The sequence below is a fragment of the Sphingomonas sp. genome, from assembly GCF_036387535.1.
Lineage (GTDB): Bacteria > Pseudomonadota > Alphaproteobacteria > Sphingomonadales > Sphingomonadaceae > Sphingomonas_R.
Window position 1 is genome coordinate 32,846 of the sequence record NZ_DASVTO010000048.1, and the last position, 20,859, is coordinate 53,704.

A 20,859-nucleotide genomic window follows, 5' to 3' on the forward strand; every position below is an offset into this window, starting at 1 on the left:
TCGGCGGCCCCTTGCACAGTCAGGCGACCCCGTTTTTCCGGAAATGCGCGAGCATCCGCGCCCAGCCGTCGGTCGCGGCGGCGGGGTTGTAGCTGGCGCGGTAATCGGCGTGGAAGCCGTGTTCGGCGTCCGGATAGACATGGATGTCCGACCCGGTCTTGCCCGCTGCCTTCAGCGCGGCGCGCATCGCCTGGACATCCTCCGCCGATATTCCCTGATCGCGGCCGCCATAGAGGCCAAGCACCGGCACCTTCAGTTCCGCCGCACGCGGGATCAGGGCCTTTAGCTGGCCATACCAGGCGACGCCGGCGCGGATGTCGGGATCGACCATCGCCGCCCGCCACGTGACCGCCCCGCCCCAGCAGAAGCCGGTGATGCCGATCCGGTCGACCCGTGCGAACGGCCGCGACTTCGCCCAGGCGGTGGTGGCGCGGACGTCGCCGTCGACCTGTTCAACGCCGGCCTGTTCCACGATCGGCCGGATCTTCGCGATATCGGTCATTTCCGGCAGGCTGACGCCCGACCGGTAGAAGAAATCCGGTGCGATCGCGACATAGCCGAGCTTTGCCAGCCGGTGGCAGACGTCCTTGATATAGGCGTGGATGCCGAAAATCTCGTTGGCGACCAGGATGACGGGATGGCGCCCGGTGCCGGCCGGACGCGCGACATAGGCGGGCAGGGGATTGGTGGCGCCGTTGGGAATGAGGGCCTTTTCGATCACCAGCCCATCGACCGGGGTGGTGATCGGCGCGGCATCGGCGGCAACGGCGGCGACCGCATAACCCGCGAAGAACAATCCGGCGGCGGTGCGGCGGGTGACGTTGAAATCGGCGGGTTCCGATCCCTCCGGGCGGGTGAGCGTGGGCATGACGTCTCCTGTGATGGGCGGGATGGGGTTCAATCGGCCGGGGATTGCGCCTGGATCTTGTCCTGTGTCTTCGTTGCGAAGTCGCTGGCGTCATGGCGTTCGTGAAGCTGGCTGGCGGGATCGCCCATCACGCGATTGACCATGCGGCCGCGCTGGACCGCTGGGCGGGCGCCGATCTGATCCGCCCAGCGGCGGACGTTGGCATAATCCTGCACCTGCAGGAATTCGGCCGCGTTATAGAGGGTGCCCTGCACCAGCGCCCCATACCAGGGCCAGTTTGCGATATCCGCGATGCTGTAGGCGTCCCCGCCCAGATATTCGCTTTCCGCCAGGCGCCGGTCGAGCACGTCAAGCTGACGCTTCACCTCCATGGCGAAGCGGTCGATCGCATATTCGATCTTCACCGGGGCATAGGCATAGAAATGGCCGAAGCCGCCGCCCAGGAACGGCCCGCTTCCCATTTGCCAGAACAGCCAGGACAGGCAGCGGGCGCGGGGTTCGGGATCGGTCGGCAGGAAGGCGCCGAACTTTTCGGCCAGATGCATCAGGATCGCGCCCGATTCGAAGATGCGGATCGGGGTCGGCCCGCTGCGATCGAGTAGCGCCGGGATCTTGGAATTGGGATTGATCGCGACGAAGCCGCTGCCGAACTGATCGCCTTCGTTGATGCGGATCAGCCAGGCGTCATAATCCGCGCCGGCATGGCCGAGTTCCAGCAATTCCTCCAGCATCACCGTCACCTTCACCCCGTTGGGCGTGGCGAGCGAATAGAGTTGCAGCGGGTGACGGCCGACCGGCAGATCCCTGTCATGGGTCGCGCCGGCGGTGGGGCGGTTGATGCTGGCGAACTGTCCGCCGTTTTGCGGGTTCCAGGTCCACACCGCGGGCGGCGTGTAGGGGGCGGCTTCGGTCATCGACAGGCTCCGGCTGGTTGTACGCGCCGCACCGTTCTAGGGAGCAAGTGCGGCCGGTGGAAGCGCGCCGTCGCAAAGACATCATCGACGGAACAGGACGAGTGCGAATGCAGGATCGGCGATGGATGCGGGCGGGCGTGGGCGCCGCGATGCTGGCGGTGGGGATCTGCGCGGGTCCGGCGCGGGCGGAGCCGGCGCTGTGGTCGGTGTCCGATGCTGATTCGACCATCTATCTGTTCGGCACGGCACATGCGGCGCGCAAGGGATCGGAGTGGAAGACGCCGAAGATCGACGCGGCGATGCGCGCGTCGCGGGACCTGTGGCTGGAGATCGGCGACGATCTGGGCAGCAGCCAGTCGGCGATGGCGGGAATCGTGCGGCAGCATGGCATTGATCCGGCACGGCCGCTGTCCGCGAAACTCAGCCCGGCCTTGCTGGCGCGGCTGACCGCGGCGGCGAAGCCATATGGCATGACGATCGCGCAGCTGGAGCCGATGCGGCCCTGGCTGGCGGCGGTGACGCTGGGCACGCTGCCATTCCTGAAGGCGGGGCTGGACCCGTCGGCCGGCGCGGACCGGACGTTGCGGGCGATCGCGGTCACGGACAAGGACCGCATCCACGGACTGGAAACCGCCGAGCAGCAGATCCGATTCCTGGCCGATTTCAGCGAGGCCGAGCAGATCGCGTTTCTGGAAAGCAGCATCGACGATCTGGAGGAAGGGCCGCAGCAGCTGACCCAATTGGCGCAGGCGTGGGAGCAAGGCGATCTGCCCGCGCTGTCGCGGATGGTGGTCGACGAAATGCGCGAGAAGGAACCGAAGCTCTATGCCCGGCTGATCGTGGAACGCAACCGCGCCTGGGCGCAGCAGATCCGCACGCTGCTGGCCGGCAAGGGAACGGCGTTCGTGGCGGTGGGCGTCGGGCATCTGGTCGGGCCGGACAGCGTGCAGGTGCAACTGGCGAAACTCGGCATCCGCGCGCGACGGCGGTAGGGGATACCTGGAGCGGCGAGCCCGGATCGCAGACGGGATACGACGCTAGTGATGGTTCTCGCCCGACATTGGAAATGCGCAATAGGCTGCCAAGGGAAAACCGCCGATCGTGCGATCGACGGCTTTGCCACTTCGTACGGAGCGGATTGTGGTGCGGATTTACGCGGCGTACGAAACTTTCGCGACCACCGTTGGACGGCGACGCATGGCGAAGCCGACTGCGCCCATGCCAAGGATCATGAGGCCCCAGCTGGCGGGCTCGGGAACGGCGGCTGCGACCGGGGAGATGGTCAACTGACCATTTCCGAAGAACGGGTTGATCATAGTGAACGAACCCGTCAGGAATGTCGGACTTGCCGGCGGTCCAGTAAATAATGTCGGGTTGTTGAATTGGGTGAAACCGAGATTGGCGGCGTTGATGCTCAGGCTGGCGAATACGCCATTCCCAAAGCTGATCGTCGACGCGGTTCCGGATACTCCACCAAAGGTACCCACGACGTTACTGAAAGAAAACTGCTCTGACCCGAGGAACGTCTGCGAAAAATCGGGAGTAGGGTTTGACTCGAGCTGGAACATCGCTGTTCCCGAAGGCCCGGAAAAGTCGAAGAGCAGCGGTTCCGCATATGCGGGGGAAGCAGCCGCGACCATCGCGGTGGCCATGCCAAGTGCCAGTTTTTTCATAATGTCTCCCTACGCTAAAGGCCGAACGTGACGGTGGTATAACGTACACAGTTACGTTCCATTTCGGGAAAGGTTGCAGTAGCGCCGAAGAATTGCGGCAAGCCCTGTTTTTTAGTGGGCGCCGAGTAGGTAACCCGCCCCGCACGGTTGGAAGCTGCCGGATCGCGTCCACCGTTTTTCGTCAATTTGTCCAGTTTAGCCCCCTCTCTATGATGCATCATGGAACTTTCGGCGCCGCGGATCCGGCTTATTCTGCTCCACCATCATCCAATCAGGACGCCTATATCGTCAAATATTGCTGTTTTATAACGGATTGACATTTGGGTAAGCGGCCGAGGATTGACCTGGGGTTCATCAACAGGGCTATTCTGCGAGCGACGGTCAGTGCTGACCGTTCGCTTATGCATCGACTCCGATGGAGGATCGGGAGCCAGCGTGTTCGACCCGCTCTCTACGGCAAAGCCGGTCCGCCCAACCGATTTGCCTGCGTGCCATGTCCGGATTAGACCGCCGGCATGTCGACCCATATTTCCGAGCCCGTTCCCGCGGCGGGCAGTCTGAAACGCGTGACCGTGCCGGCCGTGCGGGCGCGGAAGGGCGGCACGCCGCTGGTCATGCTGACCGCCTATACTGCGCGTACGGCGGAATTGCTGGATCCGCATTGCGACATCCTGCTGGTCGGCGACAGCCTGGCGCAGGTGATCTACGGCCTGCCGTCGACGGTGCCGGTCACGCTGGAGATGATGTGCGCCCACGGGGCGGCGGTGGTGCGCGGAGCGGCGCACAGCCTGGTCGTGATCGACATGCCGTTCGGCAGCTATGAAATGTCGAAGGAGCAGGCCTTTGCGAACGCCGCCCGCATCCTGAAGGAAACCGGCGCGGCGGCGGTGAAGCTAGAGGGCGGCGCGGCGATGGCCGAGACGATCGCATTTCTGGGCGCGCGCGGCGTTCCGGTGATGGCGCATGTCGGACTGACGCCGCAGGCGGTGAACGCGCTGGGCGGTTACGGTGCGCGCGGGCGGAGTGCGGCGGAGGCCGACAAGATCGTCGGCGATGCACAGGCGGTGGCGGCGGCCGGCGCATTCGCGATCGTGATCGAAGGCGTGGTCGAGCCGATCGCCGTGGCGATCACCGAGAGCGTAGCGTGCCCGACGATCGGCATCGGCGCATCGGCGCGATGCGACGGTCAGGTGCTGGTGGCGGAGGACATGCTGGGGCTGTTCACGCAGACGGCGCGCTTCGTGAAAGCTTATGGCACGATGGCGGCGGGGATCGACACGGCCGCGGCGCGGTATGCCGCCGATGTCCGCGCGCGGGTGTTTCCCGGCCTGGAACAGACGTATCAGCCGAAGAATTGACACAGCTTCCGTTCAGGCGCGGTGGTCGCTAAGGGTGCTGCCAGTTTCTAGCGCCGGAGATACCGTTTGGCCCTCGCCCCCCAGAATGAGGATACCTTCTTCCGTGAGGTCGACGAGAATCTGCGTCGCGACCGGATGGAAAGCTTTGTCACGCGCAACGGCAAGTGGATCGCCCTGGCCGTCATCCTGTTCCTGGCCGCCGCCGGTGGCTGGATCTACTGGCAGCATCGCCAGACCCTGGCCGCCGAAGCGCAGAGCGAGGTGCTGACGCAGGCGCTGACCGACCTGAGCGAAGGCAAGGAGGCGGGCGTGAAGGCGCGGCTGGATGCGCTGGCGGCGGATGGCCATGACGGCTATCGCGGCGCGGCGTTGCTGGCGGAGGCATCGGCGGCGCAGATCCGCAATGACCGGACGGCCGCACTGGCCGGCTTTGCAAAGGTGGCGGGCGACAGCAGCCTGCCGCAGCCGATGCGGGATGCGGCGCTCGTTCGCCAGACCGCGATCGAATATGACAGCCTGCCGCCGGCCAAGGTGATCGAGCGGTTGAAGCCGCTGGCGGCGGCCGGAAATCCCTGGTTCGGCAGTGCGGGGGAAATGGTGGCGGTCGCCCATCTGCGGATGAATCGGCCGCAGGACGCGGGGCGGATCTTTGCCGCGATCGCAAAGGACGAAACGCTGTCGGCATCGCTGCGCGGGCGCGCGGTGCGGGTGGCAGGCGCGCTGGGCTTCGATGTGCCCCAGGGCGGTGAGGGAAATCTTCAATGACCAGGATGAAGTTCGCAGCCGCGCTGATGATGGCGGGCGCGCTGTCCGGCTGTGGCGTCTTCAAGGGATCGGGCAAGTCCAAGACGACCTTGCTGGGCGATCGCATCGCCGTCCTGACGTCGGAAAACGGGGCGGAACTGGACGCGTCGATCGCGGAGGTGCCGGTGACGCTGCCGGCGGCGGAACCCAATGACAGCTGGACGCAGTCCGGGGGCAATGCGCAGAAATCCATGGGTCATCTGGCACTGGGCGCCGCCCCCGCGCGGGCATGGACGGTGTCGATCGCGGGTACCAGCAAGCAGGTGCGGCTGGCCGCGCCCCCGGTGGTCGCGGGTGGGCGCGTCTATGTGATGGACACCGAGGCGATGATCCGCGCGATCGACGCCAGGAGCGGCGCGGTCGCCTGGTCGGTGCAGCTGGACGATCCGAAGGGCAATGCCCGTTCGCTGTTCGGGGGCGGTGTGAGCGTGGATGGCGAGCGCCTCTATGCCACCAACGGCGTAGGCGATGCCGCCGCGGTGGAAGCCGCGACCGGCAAGATCGTGTGGAAAAAGCGCCCGGGTGGCCCGTTGCGCGGCGCGCCGACCGTGTCGAACGGCAATGTCTATGTCGTTAGCCAGGACAATCAGCTGTTCGCGCTGAACGCCGACACCGGTAATACCGTATGGAACGAATCCGGCACGCTGGAGGCAGCCGGCGTGTTCGGCGTGGCGGCGCCGGCCGCGGCGCAGGGCACGGTGGTGGCGGGCTTTTCCTCGGGCGAGCTGACGGCGTACCGGTATGAGAATGGCCGCGCGGTGTGGCAGGATGCATTGTCGCGGACCAGCATTTCCACGGCGGTGTCGACGCTGAGCGATATCGATGCCGACCCGGTGATCGATGGCGGGCGCGTCTATGCGGTCGGGCAGGGCGGGCGCATGGTCGCGCTGGAACTGACCACCGGTCAGCGTCTGTGGGAATTGAACATCGCCGGCATCGCGACCCCGTGGGTGGCCGGTGACTGGCTGTTCGTGGTGACGGACGACGCGCGGCTGCTGTGCATCCAGCGCGCCACCGGTCGCATCCGCTGGATCAGCCAGTTGCCGCGCTGGCGCAACGAGAAGAGCAAGAAGGGGCGCATCGGCTGGACCGGCCCGGTGCTGGCGGGCGACCGGTTGCTGGTGGTCAGCACCGAGGGCCAGCTGCTGTCGGTAACGCCGGCGACCGGCGGTCTGGGCACGTCGATCGAAGCGGGCAAGTCCTTCTCGCTGCCGCCGGTGGTGGCGGGCGATGCGGTGTTCTTGCTGGCGGACGACGGGAAGCTGTCCGCCTGGCGGTGAGTACCAAGCGGGCCTGATCCAGACGATTCCGTTCGGTTCGAGCAGGGATCGAGCCTGTCGAGAGGCCATATCGAGAATGGCGCGGCGCCTTCTCGATATGCCGTCTCGAAAGGTTCGACGGCTGCTCGAACCGAACGGGGCGTGTCGAGGAGCGGGTTTTGCCAGAAATGGGTATGTGGTGAAGCGGTGGTCCCCCACAACTTTGCCGTGACGTGCGCCAGGATTTCGCTACATCGCGAGCATGGCTAAACTTCCCCTCGTCGCAATCGTCGGCCGACCGAATGTCGGCAAATCCACGCTCTTCAACCGCCTGGTCGGCAAGCGGATCGCGCTGGTCGATGATCGGCCGGGGGTGACGCGGGACCGGCGGGAGGGGGACGCGACCCTGCTGGGCATGGAATTCCGGATCATCGATACCGCGGGCGTGGAGGATGAGGATCCCGACACGCTGCCGGGCCGCATGCGCGCGCAGACGCAGGCGGCGGTGCGCGAGGCGGACGTCGCGCTGTTCCTGATCGATGCGCGGGCGGGGATCGTGCCGCAGGACGAGGAAATCGCACGCTGGTTGCGGTCCGAGGATACGCCCGTGATCCTGATGGCCAACAAGGCGGAGGGCAAGGCCGCGGAGGGCGGCGTGCTGGAAGCCTACGCGCTGGGGTTCGGGCAGCCGCTGGCGTTTTCGGCCGAGCATGGCGACGGGTTGGTCGACCTGTTCGAAGCGTTGCGTCCGCATATCGAATATGAGGGCTTCGACGATGTCGTGGACGAGCCGGAGGATGAGGAGAACGGCCCCCTGAAGCTGGCGATCGTCGGGCGGCCCAATGCCGGCAAGTCGACGCTGGTCAACCGCATCCTGGGGGAGGAGCGGATGATTACCGGCCCGGAAGCCGGGATCACGCGCGATGCGATCGCGATCGAATGGCAATGGACCGCGCCCGACGGGCAGGTGCGGCCGGTGCGGTTGATCGACACCGCCGGGCTGCGCAAGAAGGCGAAGGTGCAGGACAAGCTGGAGAAGCTGTCCGCCGCCGATGCGATGCATGCGGTGGATTTTGCCGAGGTCGTCGTGCTGCTGCTGGATGCGACGCTGGGGCTGGAGGCGCAGGACCTGCGCATCGCCGATCAGGTGTTGCAGGAGGGACGCGCGCTGATCATCGCGCTCAACAAATGGGACGTGGCGGAGAACCCGCCCAGCCTGTTCCAGGGCGTGCGGGCCGCGTTGGAGGAAGGGCTGGCGCAGGTGCGCGGCGTGCCGTTGCTGACGGTGTCGGCGGAAACCGGACGCGGGATGGATCAGTTGATCCAGGCGGCGTTCGACGTGCGCGAAGCATGGTCGAAACGCGTGTCCACCGGCGTGCTGAACCGCTGGTTCGAAAAGGCGATCGAGATCAACCCACCGCCGGCGCCGGGCGGACGGCGGATCAAGCTGCGCTATCTGACGCAGGCGAAGACCCGGCCGCCGGGGTTCATCCTGTTCGGGACGCGGGTCGATCAGCTGCCGGAAAGCTACAAACGCTATCTGATGAACGGGATCCGCAAGGATCTGGGGTTCGGGGCGGTGCCGATCCGGCTGACCGTGCGCGCGCCGCGCAATCCGTTCGATCGGTGAGCGCGGGCGCGCCCGTCCTGGTGGATGCGCGCGGCATGCGCTGCCCCTGGCCGGCGTTGCGGCTGGCGCGGGCAGTGCGGACGGGTGACACGGGGACGGCGTTCGTCCTGCTGGCCGACGATCCCAACGTCGCCGGCGAAGTCGCGGCACTGGCGGCGACGCATGGCTGGATCGTGAGCGCGACGGCGGGGCGATTCGACGTTTGGACCACGCCGCGTGCAATCCAATCTTTACCAAACCCTGCCTAAAGCGGTCATGACGATGATGTCGTGATCAAGAAGGTGGAAGCCGTGTCCGAACCCGACGGCGCACTTGTGGACTGGGTGGCGTTCAACCGCGCCCGATCCGAACTGGGAGCCGATTTCGTGCGGATCCTGGGATATTTCCGGGAGGACGGCATCAAGTCGCTATCGGCGATCGAGGATGCCATGCGCGACCGCAGCGCGACCGCGCTGGTGCTGCCGGCGCATACGCTGAAAGGTGATTCGGCGCAGATCGGGGCGATGCCACTGGCGCGCTTGGCGGAGCATGTCGAAATGACGGCGCGGCGCTGTATCGAGCATCGTGAAGCGCCAGACGAACTGCTGTCCGTGGTCGTGCGGTTGCGCCCGTTGTTCCAGCGGACGATGGCGCTGTGCGATCAGGCGGCGGCCCCGCCGATCATGCGCAAGCCGACTGGCTTTGGTCGAAAGGTCGTGTTCGGCCGGGCGTGACCGCGCCGGCCGACACGCGGTACGATCAGTCCGCGCCTTCGCCGGCCGGACGGGATTGCAGCTGGATATAGTTGGCGATCCCCATCTGCTTGATCATGTCGAACTGGCGTTCCAGATAATCGACATGATGTTCCTCGCTTGCCAGGATCTTCAGGAACAGGTCGCGGCTGACATAGTCACGGACCGATTCGGCATGCGCCACACCTTCGCGGAGCGCCGGGATCGCTTCCTCCTCCAGCGCGAGATCGGCGCGCAGCACTTCCTCGACATTCTCGCCGATCCGCAGCCGGCCGAGCAGCTGGAAATTGGGCAGGCCGTCGAGGAACAGGATGCGTTCCGACAGCCAGTCGGCATGCTTCATCTCGTCGATCGACTCGCCATATTCGAACTTGGCCAGGCGCTCGACGCCCCAATGGTCCAGCATGCGATAGTGCAGGAAATATTGATTGATCGCCGTCAGCTCATTCTTCAGGCAGAGGTTGAGCAGTTCGATGACCTTGGCGTCGCCCTTCATGGCGCAGTCCCCTTAATCGCGGTTCCCGATCCCCCTAGCGCGGAACGCGGGGCGGGGAACAGGGATTTCCTATCAGGCGACGGCGCGTTCCGCATCGATGATCTGACGGGCGAAGGGCACGCATTGGCCACAGCGGGCCTGTCGCCCGAGTGCGGCATAGGCGCGGCACGGCGTATGGCAGCCGGACCGGGCCGCGGCCCGGATGTCGTTTTCACGAATGGCATTGCAGATGCAGACGACCATATGGCTCCCTCTCCCGGAACGAAGCCTGTTTAGCGCTATTGCTACTAAGTCGCAATAGTTATGATCCGGTTACGGCGGGTGGCCGTGCCAGCCGGCGCCAGAGCCATTCGAGCGGGCCGTGGTTGTGGCGGGAGAGCCACGGCGCGGACCAGAGCAACATTACCGCCCACCCGCAAACCACGATCCCCAGCAGGGCAAGCCGATCCAGCCGGCCGTACAGCCCGCCGCCATAGCCGTAGAACAGCGTGGTCATGACGAGCGTGGTGCCGAGATAGTTGGTGAAGGCGGCGCGCCCCGCCGCGGCGATCCTGCGCCGGACCGGGCCGTTGCCGTCACCGGCCCACACGATCGCCACCGCAACATGCGCAAGCGCCACGAGCGGCCGAGCAGGCAGCGACCAGACCGTCGCCGCACCAAAGGCAACGACCGGATCGAAGTCATTGGCGCTGGTGCGGGCGGCGAGCGTCAGCATTACGGGCAGTCCGATGCCATAGCCGGTCAGGGCAACGACGGCATAGTGGCCGCGCGACCAGCGTCCCTGCAGGAACCCCGTGCGGAACAGCGCCATGCCGAGCAGCATCATGCCCGCGGTTTCCAGGCCGGTGACGAACAGCGTGACGAACGGCATATGGCCGTCGGCGACGATGCGATGATGGAGAGTTACGGCATAGGATCCCTGCATCTGGCGGATGTCGGCGGCGATCGCGGAAGGATCGACGCTGCCCAGCATCGTTACCATTGCCCGCCACGCGGCGGGATCGGACCGCATCGCCGCAATGCCGTGCAGCACCGACAGCGACAGCAGGAAATGGGCGGTGAGACAGAGCAGTGCCAGCCCGAGCAGGAAGGCAGGCCGGCGATCGGCGAAAAACAGCATCGGCGTGCCGATCACCGCATATTGGAACAGGATATCACCGGTCCACAACAGGTAGAAATGCGCGAGCCCGAACAGACCGAGCACCGCCAGCCGACGGGTATGCAGCCGGCCGTCGTCCATGCCGGACGCGACCGCGCGATCACGCAGCAGCAGGATGCCCGCGCCGAACAGCATCGTGAAGATGTTGCGCATCTTGCCATCGACCAGCACGAACTCCGCCAGCCAGATCGCCATATCCGCCGGCCCGGCCACCGCAACCGCGTGCGGGTTGAAGAACGCGCCTTCCGGCAGTGCGAAATTGCCGATGTTCATCAGCAGGATGCCCATCACGGCGAGGCCGCGCAGGATATCCAGCGTGACGATCCGCGCGGGCGGCGGGGGGTGCTGGTCCGAGATCCGTCGTTCCGCGATCAGGCGAGCGCGGTCGCGCCCATCAGGTGCGGAAAGAACGCCTCGTGCGCGGTACGCAGCGTCGCGACCGGGACGACGGCACCGGCCACCGCGATGTGATCGCCACCGACCGTGCCGATCCGGCTTGCAGGCACCGGCAGCGCCGGCATCGTGCCGGGCGCGACGGTGACGAGATAGCGTCCCTGATCCTCGCCGAACGCCTGCGCGGCGGTCAGCGCGGCATCGAGCGTCGCGCCGTGCCGGCCGGCCAGCGCCATTTCTGTCAGCGCGACCAGCAGGCCGCCGTCGGACAGATCGTGAACCGCAGTGGCGGTGCCGTCCAGAATCAGCGCACGGACGGCATCGCCGACGCGGCGTTCGGCGGCAAGGTCGACCGGCGGCGGCGGGCCATCCTCGCGTCCGTGGATTTCACGCAGCCAGATCGACTGCCCCAGATGGCCGGGCCCTTCGCCCATCAGCCAGATCTCGTCCCCATTGGCCTTGAGCGCGATCGTGGCGGAGCGCGTCCAGTCCGCGAGCAGGCCGATACCGCCGATCGCGGGCGTGGGCAGGATCGCGGACCCGGTGCCGTCATCAAGCTTGGTTTCATTATAAAGCGAGACGTTGCCCGACACGATCGGGAAGTCGAGCGCGGTGCAGGCCGCGGCCATTCCTTCGATACAACCGACGAACTGGCCCATGATTTCCGGCCGTTGCGGATTGCCGAAGTTCATGCAGTCGGTGGTGGCGAGCGGGACCGCGCCGACGGCGGTCAGGTTGCGCCAGCATTCGGCGATCGCCTGCTTTCCACCCTCGACCGGATCGGCGAAGCAGTAGCGTGGGGTGCAATCGGTGCTGATCGCCAGCCCCTTCTGCGTACCATGGACCCGGACGACCGCAGCATCGCCGCCGGGCCGCTGGACGGTGTCGGCACCGACCATGTGGTCATATTGTTCCCAGATCCAGCGGCGGCTGGCGATATCCGGCGACCCCATCAGCGTCAGCAGATCGGCGGCCAGATCGGTGGTTTCGGGCAGGTCGGTGAGCGGCGCGCGCGGCGGGGTGGGGACGTGCGGGCGGTCATAGAGCGGGGCTTCGTCCGCGAGTGGGCCGAGCGGGATGTCACACACGGTGGCGCCGTCGAACGTCAGCACCATGCGGCCGGTGTCCGTCACGCGGCCGATGACGGCGAAGTCCAGTTCCCATTTGGTGAAGATCGCCTCCGCCTCGGCTTCACGCCCCGGCTTCAGCACCATCAGCATGCGTTCCTGCGATTCGGACAGCATCATCTCATAGGGCGTCATGCCGGTTTCGCGACACGGTACCCTGTTCATGTCCAGTTCGATGCCGACGCCGCCCTTGGACGCCATTTCGACCGAGGAGGAGGTGAGGCCGGCGGCGCCCATGTCCTGGATCGCGACGATCGCGTCCGACGCCATCAGCTCAAGGCAGGCCTCGATCAGCAGTTTTTCGGTGAAGGGATCGCCGACCTGGACGGTGGGCCGCTTCTCCTCCGAATCCTCGGAGAAGTCCGCAGACGCCATGGTGGCGCCGTGGATGCCGTCGCGCCCGGTCTTCGACCCGACATAGACGATCGAGTTGCCGAGGCCGGAGGCGGCGGAATAGAAGATCTTGGCGGTTTCGGCGACACCCACGGTCATCGCATTGACCAGGATGTTGCCGTCATAGGCACGGTGGAAATTGACCTCGCCCCCGACGGTCGGCACGCCGACACAATTGCCATAGCCGCCGATGCCGGACACGACGCCCGCGATCAGATGGCGCATCTTCGGATGATCGGGCCGGCCGAAGCGGAGCGCGTTCAGGTTCGCGATCGGGCGCGCGCCCATGGTGAACACATCGCGCAGGATGCCGCCGACACCGGTGGCCGCGCCCTGATAGGGTTCGATATAGCTTGGATGGTTGTGGCTCTCCATCTTGAAGATCGCGGCCTGGCCATCGCCGATATCGACCACGCCGGCATTCTCACCGGGGCCGCAGATGACCTGCGGACCGGTGGTGGGTAGTTTCCTGAGGTGGAGCCGGCTGGATTTGTAGCTGCAATGTTCCGACCACATGACCGAGAAGATGCCGAGTTCGGTCAGGTTCGGCTCGCGTCCGAGCGCGTGCAGCACGCGATCATATTCGTCCGGGGAGAAGCCGTGCTCGGCGACGATCGCGGGGGTGATCTGGGTCATGGGCCGGCGGATAGCGGAGGCGGGCGGCATTGTCAGCCGCCGAGTTGAGGCGGCTGCGGTCCTCCCCCTTCGGCCGGAAGGGGGAGGACGGGTTCAGGCCTTGCAGGACTGCGCCGGCTTCTTGGGCTGGGCGATCTCGACCTTGTCGCCGTTGCCGGACACGCTGTACCCTTCGCCGGTGAACGGCGCGCCAACGGCGGGGGCGGTCAACCGGGTGTTGGTGCCGGCGCTTTCCGTGCGGATGTTGGCGCCGAGATCGTCGGAGAAGAAGTCGACATAGAGCAGGCTGCTGTCGGCGCAGCGATAGACCTTGCTGGATTTCACCGACGGCGGCAGCGCAACCTTCGGCGCGTTGGCGACGGCTTCTGCGGTCGGATCGACCGGGCCGCCGTTGACGGTTTCGGGCTGCGAATTGCAGCCGGCGAGGAGGGAAACCGCCAGAATGGCGGCGGCGAGGGGGAGAGAGCGGTTTGCCATGGTGCCCCGGTCTTCGCGGTTGCGGCATCGCGCGTCAAGGGGACAGTGCGTTACGTTTCGGGGCACCCGGACATTGCGATCATTGCGAGCCGGCGGATGTCCTCGCAGGTGCAGCATCGAACAGGCGGAGCGCGGCTATGGGCAGCCCAAGCCAAGCTGGGTTGGCCAAAGCCCGCCGCTATCCTATCTGCCGGTCATGACAATCGTTCCCGATACCCTCTCGCTGATCGGCAACACGCCGCTTGTCCGCCTCAACGGGCCAAGCGCGGCGACGGGATGCGACATCCTGGGCAAGTGCGAATTCATGAACCCCGGCGGATCGGTGAAGGACCGCGCGGCGCGCGCGATCATCGAGGATGCGGAGGCGAACGGCACGTTGCAGCCCGGCGGGACGATCGTCGAGGGGACGGCCGGCAATACCGGGATCGGACTGGCGCTGGTCGCGCAGGCCAAGGGCTATCACGCGATCATCGTGATGACCGAGACCCAGAGCCGCGAGAAGATGGACACGCTGCGCGCGCTGGGTGCCGAACTCGTCCTGGTGCCGCCGACCGCCTATTCCAATCCCGCGCACTATGTCCATACCAGCCGGCGGATCGCGGAGGAGACGCCGAACGCGCTGTGGGCGAACCAGTTCGACAACATCGCCAACCGGATGGCGCATATCCGCACCACCGCGCCCGAGATCTGGGACCAGACCGGGGGCCGGGTCGACGGCTTCACCTGCGCGGTCGGGACCGGCGGGACGCTGGCGGGGATCGGGCTGGGGTTGAAGGAGCGGAACCCGGCGGTGACGATCGCGCTGACCGATCCCCACGGTGCCGCGCTGTATGAATATTATGCGCATGGCGAATTGCGGGCGGAGGGCAATTCGGTGGCGGAGGGCATCGGGCAGAGCCGGATCACCGCCAATCTGGAGGGCGCGCCGGTCGATACCCAATATCGCGTGTCCGACGCGGAGGGGCTGGAACAGGTGTTCGGGCTGTTGGGCGAGGGGCTGTGCGTCGGGCTGTCGTCCGGGATCAACGTGGCGGGCGCCGTGCGCCTGGCGCGTGAGCTGGGGCCCGGGCACTGCATCGTCACCATCCTGTGCGATTCGGGTATGCGCTATCTCAGCACCACCTATAATCCGGTGTGGCTGGCGGCGAAGGGGCTACCGGTTCCGGCCTATCTGGCGCGCTGAGGCGGCCGGGTACGCATCGATCGTCCGGCAGGGCGCATTAGACAAGCGATGAACCGTGGCATAGGTTAAAGCGCTTCGGATGCGATGGTGCATAGGCGCCGGTGGTGCGAAGACATGGAGAACGCGATCGGATGCAGAGAGTTCGCATCGGATTGATGGGACTGGCGGCGGTGTTCCTGCTGGTTCTGCTGGCCGCCGCCTTTTTCGGGTTGGCGAGCGGCGGTGACGAGGTGGGGCGTCCGGGCGAACCGGGCCAGGCCGCCGGGACGCTGGCGAATGCCGCCGCGGCCGACCCCAAGGAACCGCTGGCCGAACTGGGTGTGGCGCCGGGCGGTGCCACCGAAGTCCAGAACATCGCCGCACCACCCACCGGTCCGGTGACGATCCCCGCGCCCGCCGCCCCCGTGCTGGCGCCACCCGCCGCAGGATCCGCCACCCGGCGTTGATCCGTCGCCGCAGATCCGCGGCCGACGTTCCCGAGAATCATCGACGCACCGGCGCCGGGCCATGCCGGCTCCGCCGTTCGCGGCCTGATTCTGCCCACCGAAAAATTCCGGGGCCGCGGGGGCCGTACCCATGAAAAACCATGCCGGCCCCGCCGCGCAAAATAGTTGCCCCAAGAGTTATCCACAGGCGCGTCGTCGGAACAAGCAAAGAACGATGGCGGATTAGCGCGATTGTGGCGCCTTCCCGCACAGACCAATGATCGGGACAATCAACAGCGTAGAACCATGAAGTGGTATTGAAACCCATGATGCGCCCTGATACCCCCATCGCAGTGTGAAGGGGCGGAAGCCTTCACGTACCGGGGCACACCCGATCCGATCGGGATCGAGCGGCACGGCGGCGGCTTCCAACGGGGTCAGTGCGTGGAAATCATCGATTTCTTCCACGGAGGAATTCTGAACGCGGTGGACGCGAAGGGGCGGGTGTCCCTGCCGTCCAGCTTTCGCGCCGTGATCGACCGTCGGGTCCGCCGCCATGCCCCGGAAGCCGGTTCGGACGATCGGCTGATCCTGCTTGGTGAACATGCCAAGCTGCCATGCCTGGAGGGTTTCGACCCGACCTATTCGCGGCAGCTGCACGAAAATATCCGCATGAAGGTGGCGGCGATGGAAGGCGTGGACGTGATGGAGGCCATGGACGACGAAATGGCCGAAGCGTTCGGATCCAAGGCCCAGATCGCCTATGACAGCGCCGGCCGCATGGTGTTGTCCGCGCCGATGCGCCGGGCGGCGGGCATCGCCGATGCCGCGCTGTTCGTGGGTGGTGGCGAGACGTTCCAGATCTGGAACCCGGACACGTTCCGCGAAGCGCGGGCCGACAAGCCGCGCCTGATCCGCATGCTGGATTCCCTGATCGCCGAACGGAGCGGGAAATGACCGGCGGCGCGGCCCCGCATATCCCCGTGCTGCTGGACGCCGTGATCGCCGGACTGGCGCCGGTGGCTGGCGAACGCCATGTCGATGGGACGTTCGGGGCGGGCGGCTATACCCGTGCGTTGCTGGCCGCAGGTGCGCAGGTGATCGCGTTCGACCGGGACCCCGATGCGATCGCGGAGGGCGCGCCGCTGGTGGCCGAAGCGGATGGGCGGTTGATGTTGCTGCATGACCGGTTCGGCGCGATGACGGCGGCGCTGGCGGCGCGCGATGTCGATGCGGTCGACGGGGTGACGTTCGACATCGGCGTGTCGTCGATGCAACTGGACCGCGCCGAACGCGGTTTCTCGTTCCAGGCGGACGGCCCGCTCGACATGCGGATGAGCCAGGAAGGCCAGACCGCCGCCGAGTTCCTGAACGAGAGCGACGAGGCGGAGATTGCCGACGTCCTGTATCATTATGGGGATGAACCGAAATCGCGGCGGGTGGCGCGCGCGATCGTCGCGGCGCGCCCGCTGACCACCACCGCCGAACTGGCCGCCGTGGTCCGGCGCGCATTGGGGCATCGTCCGCACGAGAAGAAGGATCCGGCGACGCGGACCTTCCAGGCGATCCGCATCCATCTGAACCGGGAACTGGACGAGTTGCGCGACGGGCTGGCGGCGGCGGAGGCGGTGTTGCGGCCGGGCGGGCGGTTGGCGGTGGTGTCGTTCCATTCGACCGAGGACCGGATCGTCAAACGGTTTTTGAAGGAGCGGAGCGGCGCGACGCCGGCGGGATCGCGGCACGCGCCCCAGGCCGCCGCCGCGACCGAGCCGAGCTTTGCGCGGCTGAGCAAGCCGATCCGCGCCGACGCGGCCGAAATCGCCCGCAATCCCCGATCGCGATCCGCCACGCTGCGCGTGGCCCACCGTACCGCGGCCCCGTCCTGGTCGTCTTTGAAAGGTTCCCTGTCATGATCGTGTTGCGTTTCCGATCGGTGGGTCTGGTCGCGGCGGTCGCGACCGCCGCGCTCGGATGCTATCTGGTGACGCAGCGCGTGGCGGGCGAGCGGCAGGCGCTGACCAAGGTCGAGCATCGCATCCTGCTGTCGCAGCGCGAGATCCGCCGGCTGAACACGGAGATCGAAACGCGCGGCCGGCTGAGCCAGCTGGAGCGGTGGAACAGCGAAGTCCTGGCGCTGTCGGCGCCGCGCGCGGGACAATATGTCGAGGGCGAGGTGCAGCTGGCCAGTTTCAACCATGCGGCGGCACCCATGCTGGACCCGGCGGTGGCGATGCCGGAATCGGTGACGCGACAGGTTTCCTATCCCACGCCGCAGCCGGCGCCGGATAGCGGGGCCATGCCCGCACCGATGCTGCGCCATGCCAATTACATCAGGCCAAAGGGTGGCATGACGGCGCTGCCGCAGAAGGTCGCCCTGAACAGCAGCGATTTCGCCGATGACCTGGCGGCGCTGGCGAAGAACGAAGCCGCGGCGAAACGGCCATAATGACCGCGACCCTGGCCCGGCCGGAGCGCGTCAGCGTCGCGGGGCAGCGGCAGCAGACGACTGCGACCGCACATTTTCGCCTGATGGTGATGATGCTGCTGTTCATCTTCGTCACCGGCATCGTCGGCGTGCGGCTGCTATGGCTGGCAGTTGCATCCGACGGACCGCGCGCGGAGGCATCGGTGCGCGGGCTGGTGCCCGAACGCGGCGATATCGTCGATCGGAACGGCATGCCGCTGGCGACGACGATCGATGCCTGGTCGGTGGCGGTGCACCCGAACAAGCTGGTCGGTGATCCGGCGTTGCTGGCATACCGGCTGGCCGAATTGATGCCGCAGAAGAGCGAGGCGCAATATCTGGCGATCCTTACGGGCCGCAAGAAATTCGCCTATCTCGCGCGGCGGGCGGTGCCCGAACTGGTGAAGGCGATCAACGCGCTGGGCGAGCCGGGCATCGAGTTCCGGCGCGAGCCCGAGCGGCTGTATCCGCAGGCGTCGCTGGCGGCGCATGTGCTGGGCTGGATCGACCAGAACGGCAATGCGGCGTCCGGGATGGAAAAGGTACTGGATGCGCAGCTGACCGACCCGGCGCGGCGCGGCACGCCGGTGGCGCTGTCGATCGACAGCCGGGTGCAGGCGGCGATGGAAACCGAACTGGCCGCCGCGATGACGAAGCATAGCGCGATCGGCGCGACCGGGCTGGTGCTGGACGTCGATACCGGGGAAATCGTGGCGATGGCGTCACTGCCGAGCTTCAACCCCAACCGGACCGGCAACGTGCCGTACGAGCTGCTGCTGAACAAGGCGGTGTCGAACGTCTATGAACTGGGGTCGACGTTCAAGATGCTGACCGTCGCCAACGCGATCGAGAGCGGGGTCGTGACGTCGATGACCAAGCGGTACGACGCGACCGCGCCGCTGGCGGTGGGTGGGTTCCATATCCGCGACGATCATCCGCAGAAGCGCTGGTTGAATGTCCCCGAACTGCTGGTGCATTCGTCCAACATCGCGACCGCACGGATCGCCGACGAACTGGGGCCCGACCGGACCCGCGCCTTTTTCAACAAGGTCGGTTTCGGCGAGGCGGCGGATATCGAGGTCGGCGGGCGCGCCAAGCCGCTCTGGCCGAAATATTGGGCGCGGACGACGACGATGACGGTCGCCTATGGCCACGGGATCGCGGTCACGCCGCTGCATCTTGCGTCTGCTTATGCCGCGCTGGTGAACGGCGGCGTCTGGCGACCCGCGACGCTGATGAAGCGGCAGGGCGTGGCGGTTCCGGCCGGGCGCCGGGTGATCAGCCAGGCGACGAGCGACCGGATGCGCCAGTTGATGCGGCTGGTGGTGATGAAGGGCACGGGCCGCAAGGCGGAGGCACCGGGTCTGCGCATCGGCGGCAAGACCGGGACGGCGGAAAAGCCGGACAAGGGCGGCTATGATCGCAGCGCGAACGTGTCGACATTCGCCGCGGTGTTCCCGATGGACCGCCCGCGCTATGTCGTGATCGCCATGCTCGACAGCCCGAAGGGAACCGCGGATACATTCGGCTTCACGACGGCGGCATGGACGGCGGGGCCGGTGATCAGCCATGTGGTGCAGCGGATCGGGCCGATGCTGGGCATCCGTCCCGACGACCGCGCCGACGTGGACGAAAGCGAGCTGTTGCCGTTGCTGTGGGAACCGAAGGGTGCCGATCCGAATGCGGTTGAATGATCTGATCGAGGGCGCGGGCGACGCCGTGGTGACCGGCTTTGCGATCGACCATCGCAAGGTCGCGCCGGGCACGGTGTTCGGCGCGTTCCCCGGCACTCGCTTCAACGGCGAGGATTATGTCGCGGCGGCGGTGGCGGCGGGCGCGATCGCGGTGGTCGCGCGGCCGGAGGCGGCGGTGGCGGGTGCGGTGCATGTCGCCGATCCGGAGCCACGGCGCGCCTTCGCCCGTATCGCCGCACGCTTCTTCGCGCCCTTCCCGGACGTGACGGTGGCGGTGACCGGCACCAACGGCAAGACATCGACCGTCGAACTGCTGCGCCAATTGTGGAGCCAGGAGGGGCGGCACGCCGCGTCGATCGGCACGCTGGGCGTGACGACGGGCGACGACCGCGTGTCGACCGGGCTGACCACACCGGATATCGTGACGTTCCTGTCGAACATGGCCGGCCTGGCGCGCGAGGGCGTGACGCACGCCGCATTCGAGGCATCGAGCCACGGCCTGTCGCAATATCGCACCGAAGGCCTGCCGGTACGCGCGGCAGCGTTCACCAACCTGACCCGCGACCATCTCGATTATCACGGCACGATGGACGCCTATCTGGACGCGAAGCTGCGGCTGTTCACCGAAGTGGTGGCGGCCGATGGCGCGGTGGTGGTGTGGGCGGACGATCCGGCGTCGGTGCGGGTGGCGGAGGCGGCGTCCGCGCGCGGCCTGCGCGTGCTGAGCGTGGGCGTGGAAGGGCGCGACCTGCGGCTGGTGACGCGCGTGCCGACCGCGCTGGGCCAGACGCTGACGATCGACGCCGCGGGCAAGACGCATGTCGTGACCCTGCCGCTGATCGGCGGATATCAGGCGGCGAACGCGCTGACCGCGGCCGGGCTGGCGCTGGCGACCGGGTCCGATCTGGGCACGACATTGGCGGGATTGGCGCGGCTGGCGCCGGTGCGCGGGCGTCTGGAACGGGCGGTGATTTCCAAGACGGGGGCGCCGGTCTATGTCGATTATGCACATACACCCGACGGGCTGGACGCGGCGATCGCGGCGTTGCGGCCGCATGCGAAGGGGCGGCTGATCGTCCTGTTCGGTGCCGGCGGGGACCGCGACACCGGCAAGCGGCCGGAAATGGGCCGGGTGGCGGTGGCGGGCGGCGATCATGTGATCGTGACCGACGACA

The 20,859-nt window shown here is 66.8% G+C and carries 22 protein-coding genes; 14 read left to right on the forward strand and 8 right to left on the reverse strand.

Annotated features, from left to right (window positions below):
* Nucleotides 1–19: 19 nt before the first annotated feature.
* Both VF649_RS04105 and yghU read right to left on the reverse strand, forming a co-directional pair.
* A complete protein-coding gene (locus tag VF649_RS04105; protein WP_331010685.1) occupies nucleotides 20–868 on the reverse strand; it encodes a dienelactone hydrolase family protein in 849 nt (282 codons plus the stop codon).
* Between the two features lie 29 nt (nucleotides 869–897).
* The gene (yghU, locus tag VF649_RS04110) at nucleotides 898–1,782 is read right to left on the reverse strand and encodes a glutathione-dependent disulfide-bond oxidoreductase (RefSeq protein ID WP_331010686.1); all 885 of its coding nucleotides are present in this window, start codon (nucleotides 1,780–1,782) and stop codon (nucleotides 898–900) included.
* 107 nt (nucleotides 1,783–1,889) lie between these two features.
* Between yghU and VF649_RS04115 the strand changes: the two genes are divergently transcribed.
* Entirely contained in the window at nucleotides 1,890–2,774 is an 885-nt protein-coding gene (locus tag VF649_RS04115; protein ID WP_331010687.1) for a TraB/GumN family protein, read from the forward strand.
* 159 nt (nucleotides 2,775–2,933) lie between these two features.
* On the opposite strand, the gene VF649_RS04120 is transcribed toward VF649_RS04115, so the two are convergent.
* Nucleotides 2,934–3,455 (reverse strand): PEPxxWA-CTERM sorting domain-containing protein, encoded by a 522-nt coding sequence (locus tag VF649_RS04120; RefSeq protein ID WP_331010688.1) that lies wholly within the window; start codon nucleotides 3,453–3,455, stop codon nucleotides 2,934–2,936.
* Nucleotides 3,456–3,970: 515 nt separating this feature from the next.
* On the opposite strand from VF649_RS04120, the gene panB reads away from it, so the two are divergent.
* The 6 genes from panB (at nucleotide 3,971) to VF649_RS04150 (ending at nucleotide 9,219) form a co-directional block, all read left to right on the forward strand.
* Entirely contained in the window at nucleotides 3,971–4,813 is an 843-nt protein-coding gene (gene panB, locus VF649_RS04125; RefSeq protein WP_331010689.1) for a 3-methyl-2-oxobutanoate hydroxymethyltransferase, read from the forward strand.
* 66 nt (nucleotides 4,814–4,879) lie between these two features.
* The gene (locus VF649_RS04130; protein ID WP_331010690.1) at nucleotides 4,880–5,578 is read left to right on the forward strand and encodes a tetratricopeptide repeat protein; all 699 of its coding nucleotides are present in this window, start codon (nucleotides 4,880–4,882) and stop codon (nucleotides 5,576–5,578) included.
* On the forward strand, nucleotides 5,575–6,897 hold the full coding sequence (locus VF649_RS04135) for a PQQ-like beta-propeller repeat protein (protein WP_414713636.1): 1,323 nt from the start codon (nucleotides 5,575–5,577) through the stop codon (nucleotides 6,895–6,897). Before VF649_RS04130 ends, VF649_RS04135 begins: the two co-directional genes overlap by 4 nt.
* Nucleotides 6,898–7,138: 241 nt before the next feature.
* Nucleotides 7,139–8,506 carry a ribosome biogenesis GTPase Der gene (gene der, locus VF649_RS04140; protein ID WP_331010692.1) on the forward strand — a complete coding sequence of 456 codons (1,368 nt, stop codon included), beginning with the start codon at nucleotides 7,139–7,141 and terminating at the stop codon, nucleotides 8,504–8,506.
* A 20-nt stretch (nucleotides 8,507–8,526) separates the two neighbouring features.
* Nucleotides 8,527–8,754, forward strand: a complete 228-nt coding sequence (locus VF649_RS04145) for a sulfurtransferase TusA family protein (protein ID WP_414713637.1) — start codon at nucleotides 8,527–8,529, stop codon at nucleotides 8,752–8,754.
* A gap of 42 nt (nucleotides 8,755–8,796) precedes the next feature.
* Nucleotides 8,797–9,219, forward strand: a complete 423-nt coding sequence (locus VF649_RS04150) for an Hpt domain-containing protein (protein WP_414713638.1) — start codon at nucleotides 8,797–8,799, stop codon at nucleotides 9,217–9,219.
* 25 nt (nucleotides 9,220–9,244) lie between these two features.
* Here the strand turns inward: VF649_RS04150 and bfr are convergent, their stop codons facing one another.
* The 5 genes from bfr to VF649_RS04175 all read right to left on the reverse strand — a co-directional run bounded on the left by bfr (nucleotide 9,245) and on the right by VF649_RS04175 (nucleotide 13,918).
* Entirely contained in the window at nucleotides 9,245–9,733 is a 489-nt protein-coding gene (gene bfr / locus VF649_RS04155) for a bacterioferritin (protein ID WP_331010695.1), read from the reverse strand.
* A gap of 72 nt (nucleotides 9,734–9,805) precedes the next feature.
* Nucleotides 9,806–9,976 carry a (2Fe-2S)-binding protein gene (locus VF649_RS04160; protein ID WP_331010696.1) on the reverse strand — a complete coding sequence of 57 codons (171 nt, stop codon included), beginning with the start codon at nucleotides 9,974–9,976 and terminating at the stop codon, nucleotides 9,806–9,808.
* 58 nt (nucleotides 9,977–10,034) lie between these two features.
* On the reverse strand, nucleotides 10,035–11,180 hold the full coding sequence (locus VF649_RS04165; RefSeq protein WP_331010706.1) for a DUF418 domain-containing protein: 1,146 nt from the start codon (nucleotides 11,178–11,180) through the stop codon (nucleotides 10,035–10,037).
* 83 nt (nucleotides 11,181–11,263) lie between these two features.
* Complete coding sequence (gene purL / locus VF649_RS04170) at nucleotides 11,264–13,441, reverse strand: phosphoribosylformylglycinamidine synthase subunit PurL (protein ID WP_331010697.1); 2,178 nt, start codon at nucleotides 13,439–13,441, stop codon at nucleotides 11,264–11,266.
* A gap of 93 nt (nucleotides 13,442–13,534) precedes the next feature.
* Entirely contained in the window at nucleotides 13,535–13,918 is a 384-nt protein-coding gene (locus tag VF649_RS04175) for a hypothetical protein (RefSeq protein WP_331010698.1), read from the reverse strand.
* A gap of 196 nt (nucleotides 13,919–14,114) precedes the next feature.
* On the opposite strand from VF649_RS04175, the gene VF649_RS04180 reads away from it, so the two are divergent.
* The 7 genes from VF649_RS04180 to VF649_RS04210 form a co-directional block, all read left to right on the forward strand.
* On the forward strand, nucleotides 14,115–15,101 hold the full coding sequence (locus VF649_RS04180; protein WP_331010699.1) for a cysteine synthase A: 987 nt from the start codon (nucleotides 14,115–14,117) through the stop codon (nucleotides 15,099–15,101).
* Between the two features lie 131 nt (nucleotides 15,102–15,232).
* Entirely contained in the window at nucleotides 15,233–15,547 is a 315-nt protein-coding gene (locus VF649_RS04185; RefSeq protein ID WP_331010700.1) for a hypothetical protein, read from the forward strand.
* A gap of 423 nt (nucleotides 15,548–15,970) precedes the next feature.
* Nucleotides 15,971–16,483 (forward strand): division/cell wall cluster transcriptional repressor MraZ, encoded by a 513-nt coding sequence (locus tag VF649_RS04190; protein WP_331010701.1) that lies wholly within the window; start codon nucleotides 15,971–15,973, stop codon nucleotides 16,481–16,483.
* A complete protein-coding gene (gene rsmH, locus VF649_RS04195; protein WP_331010702.1) occupies nucleotides 16,480–17,439 on the forward strand; it encodes a 16S rRNA (cytosine(1402)-N(4))-methyltransferase RsmH in 960 nt (319 codons plus the stop codon). Before VF649_RS04190 ends, rsmH begins: the two co-directional genes overlap by 4 nt.
* Entirely contained in the window at nucleotides 17,436–17,972 is a 537-nt protein-coding gene (locus VF649_RS04200) for a hypothetical protein (protein WP_331010703.1), read from the forward strand. The genes rsmH and VF649_RS04200 overlap by 4 nt, the downstream gene beginning before the upstream one ends.
* On the forward strand, nucleotides 17,972–19,684 hold the full coding sequence (locus tag VF649_RS04205; RefSeq protein WP_331010704.1) for a penicillin-binding protein 2: 1,713 nt from the start codon (nucleotides 17,972–17,974) through the stop codon (nucleotides 19,682–19,684). The genes VF649_RS04200 and VF649_RS04205 overlap by 1 nt, the downstream gene beginning before the upstream one ends.
* Nucleotides 19,671–20,859: UDP-N-acetylmuramoyl-L-alanyl-D-glutamate--2,6-diaminopimelate ligase (locus tag VF649_RS04210; protein ID WP_331010707.1), on the forward strand; the 1,189-nt coding region annotated here is incomplete at its 3' end. The genes VF649_RS04205 and VF649_RS04210, both read left to right, overlap by 14 nt.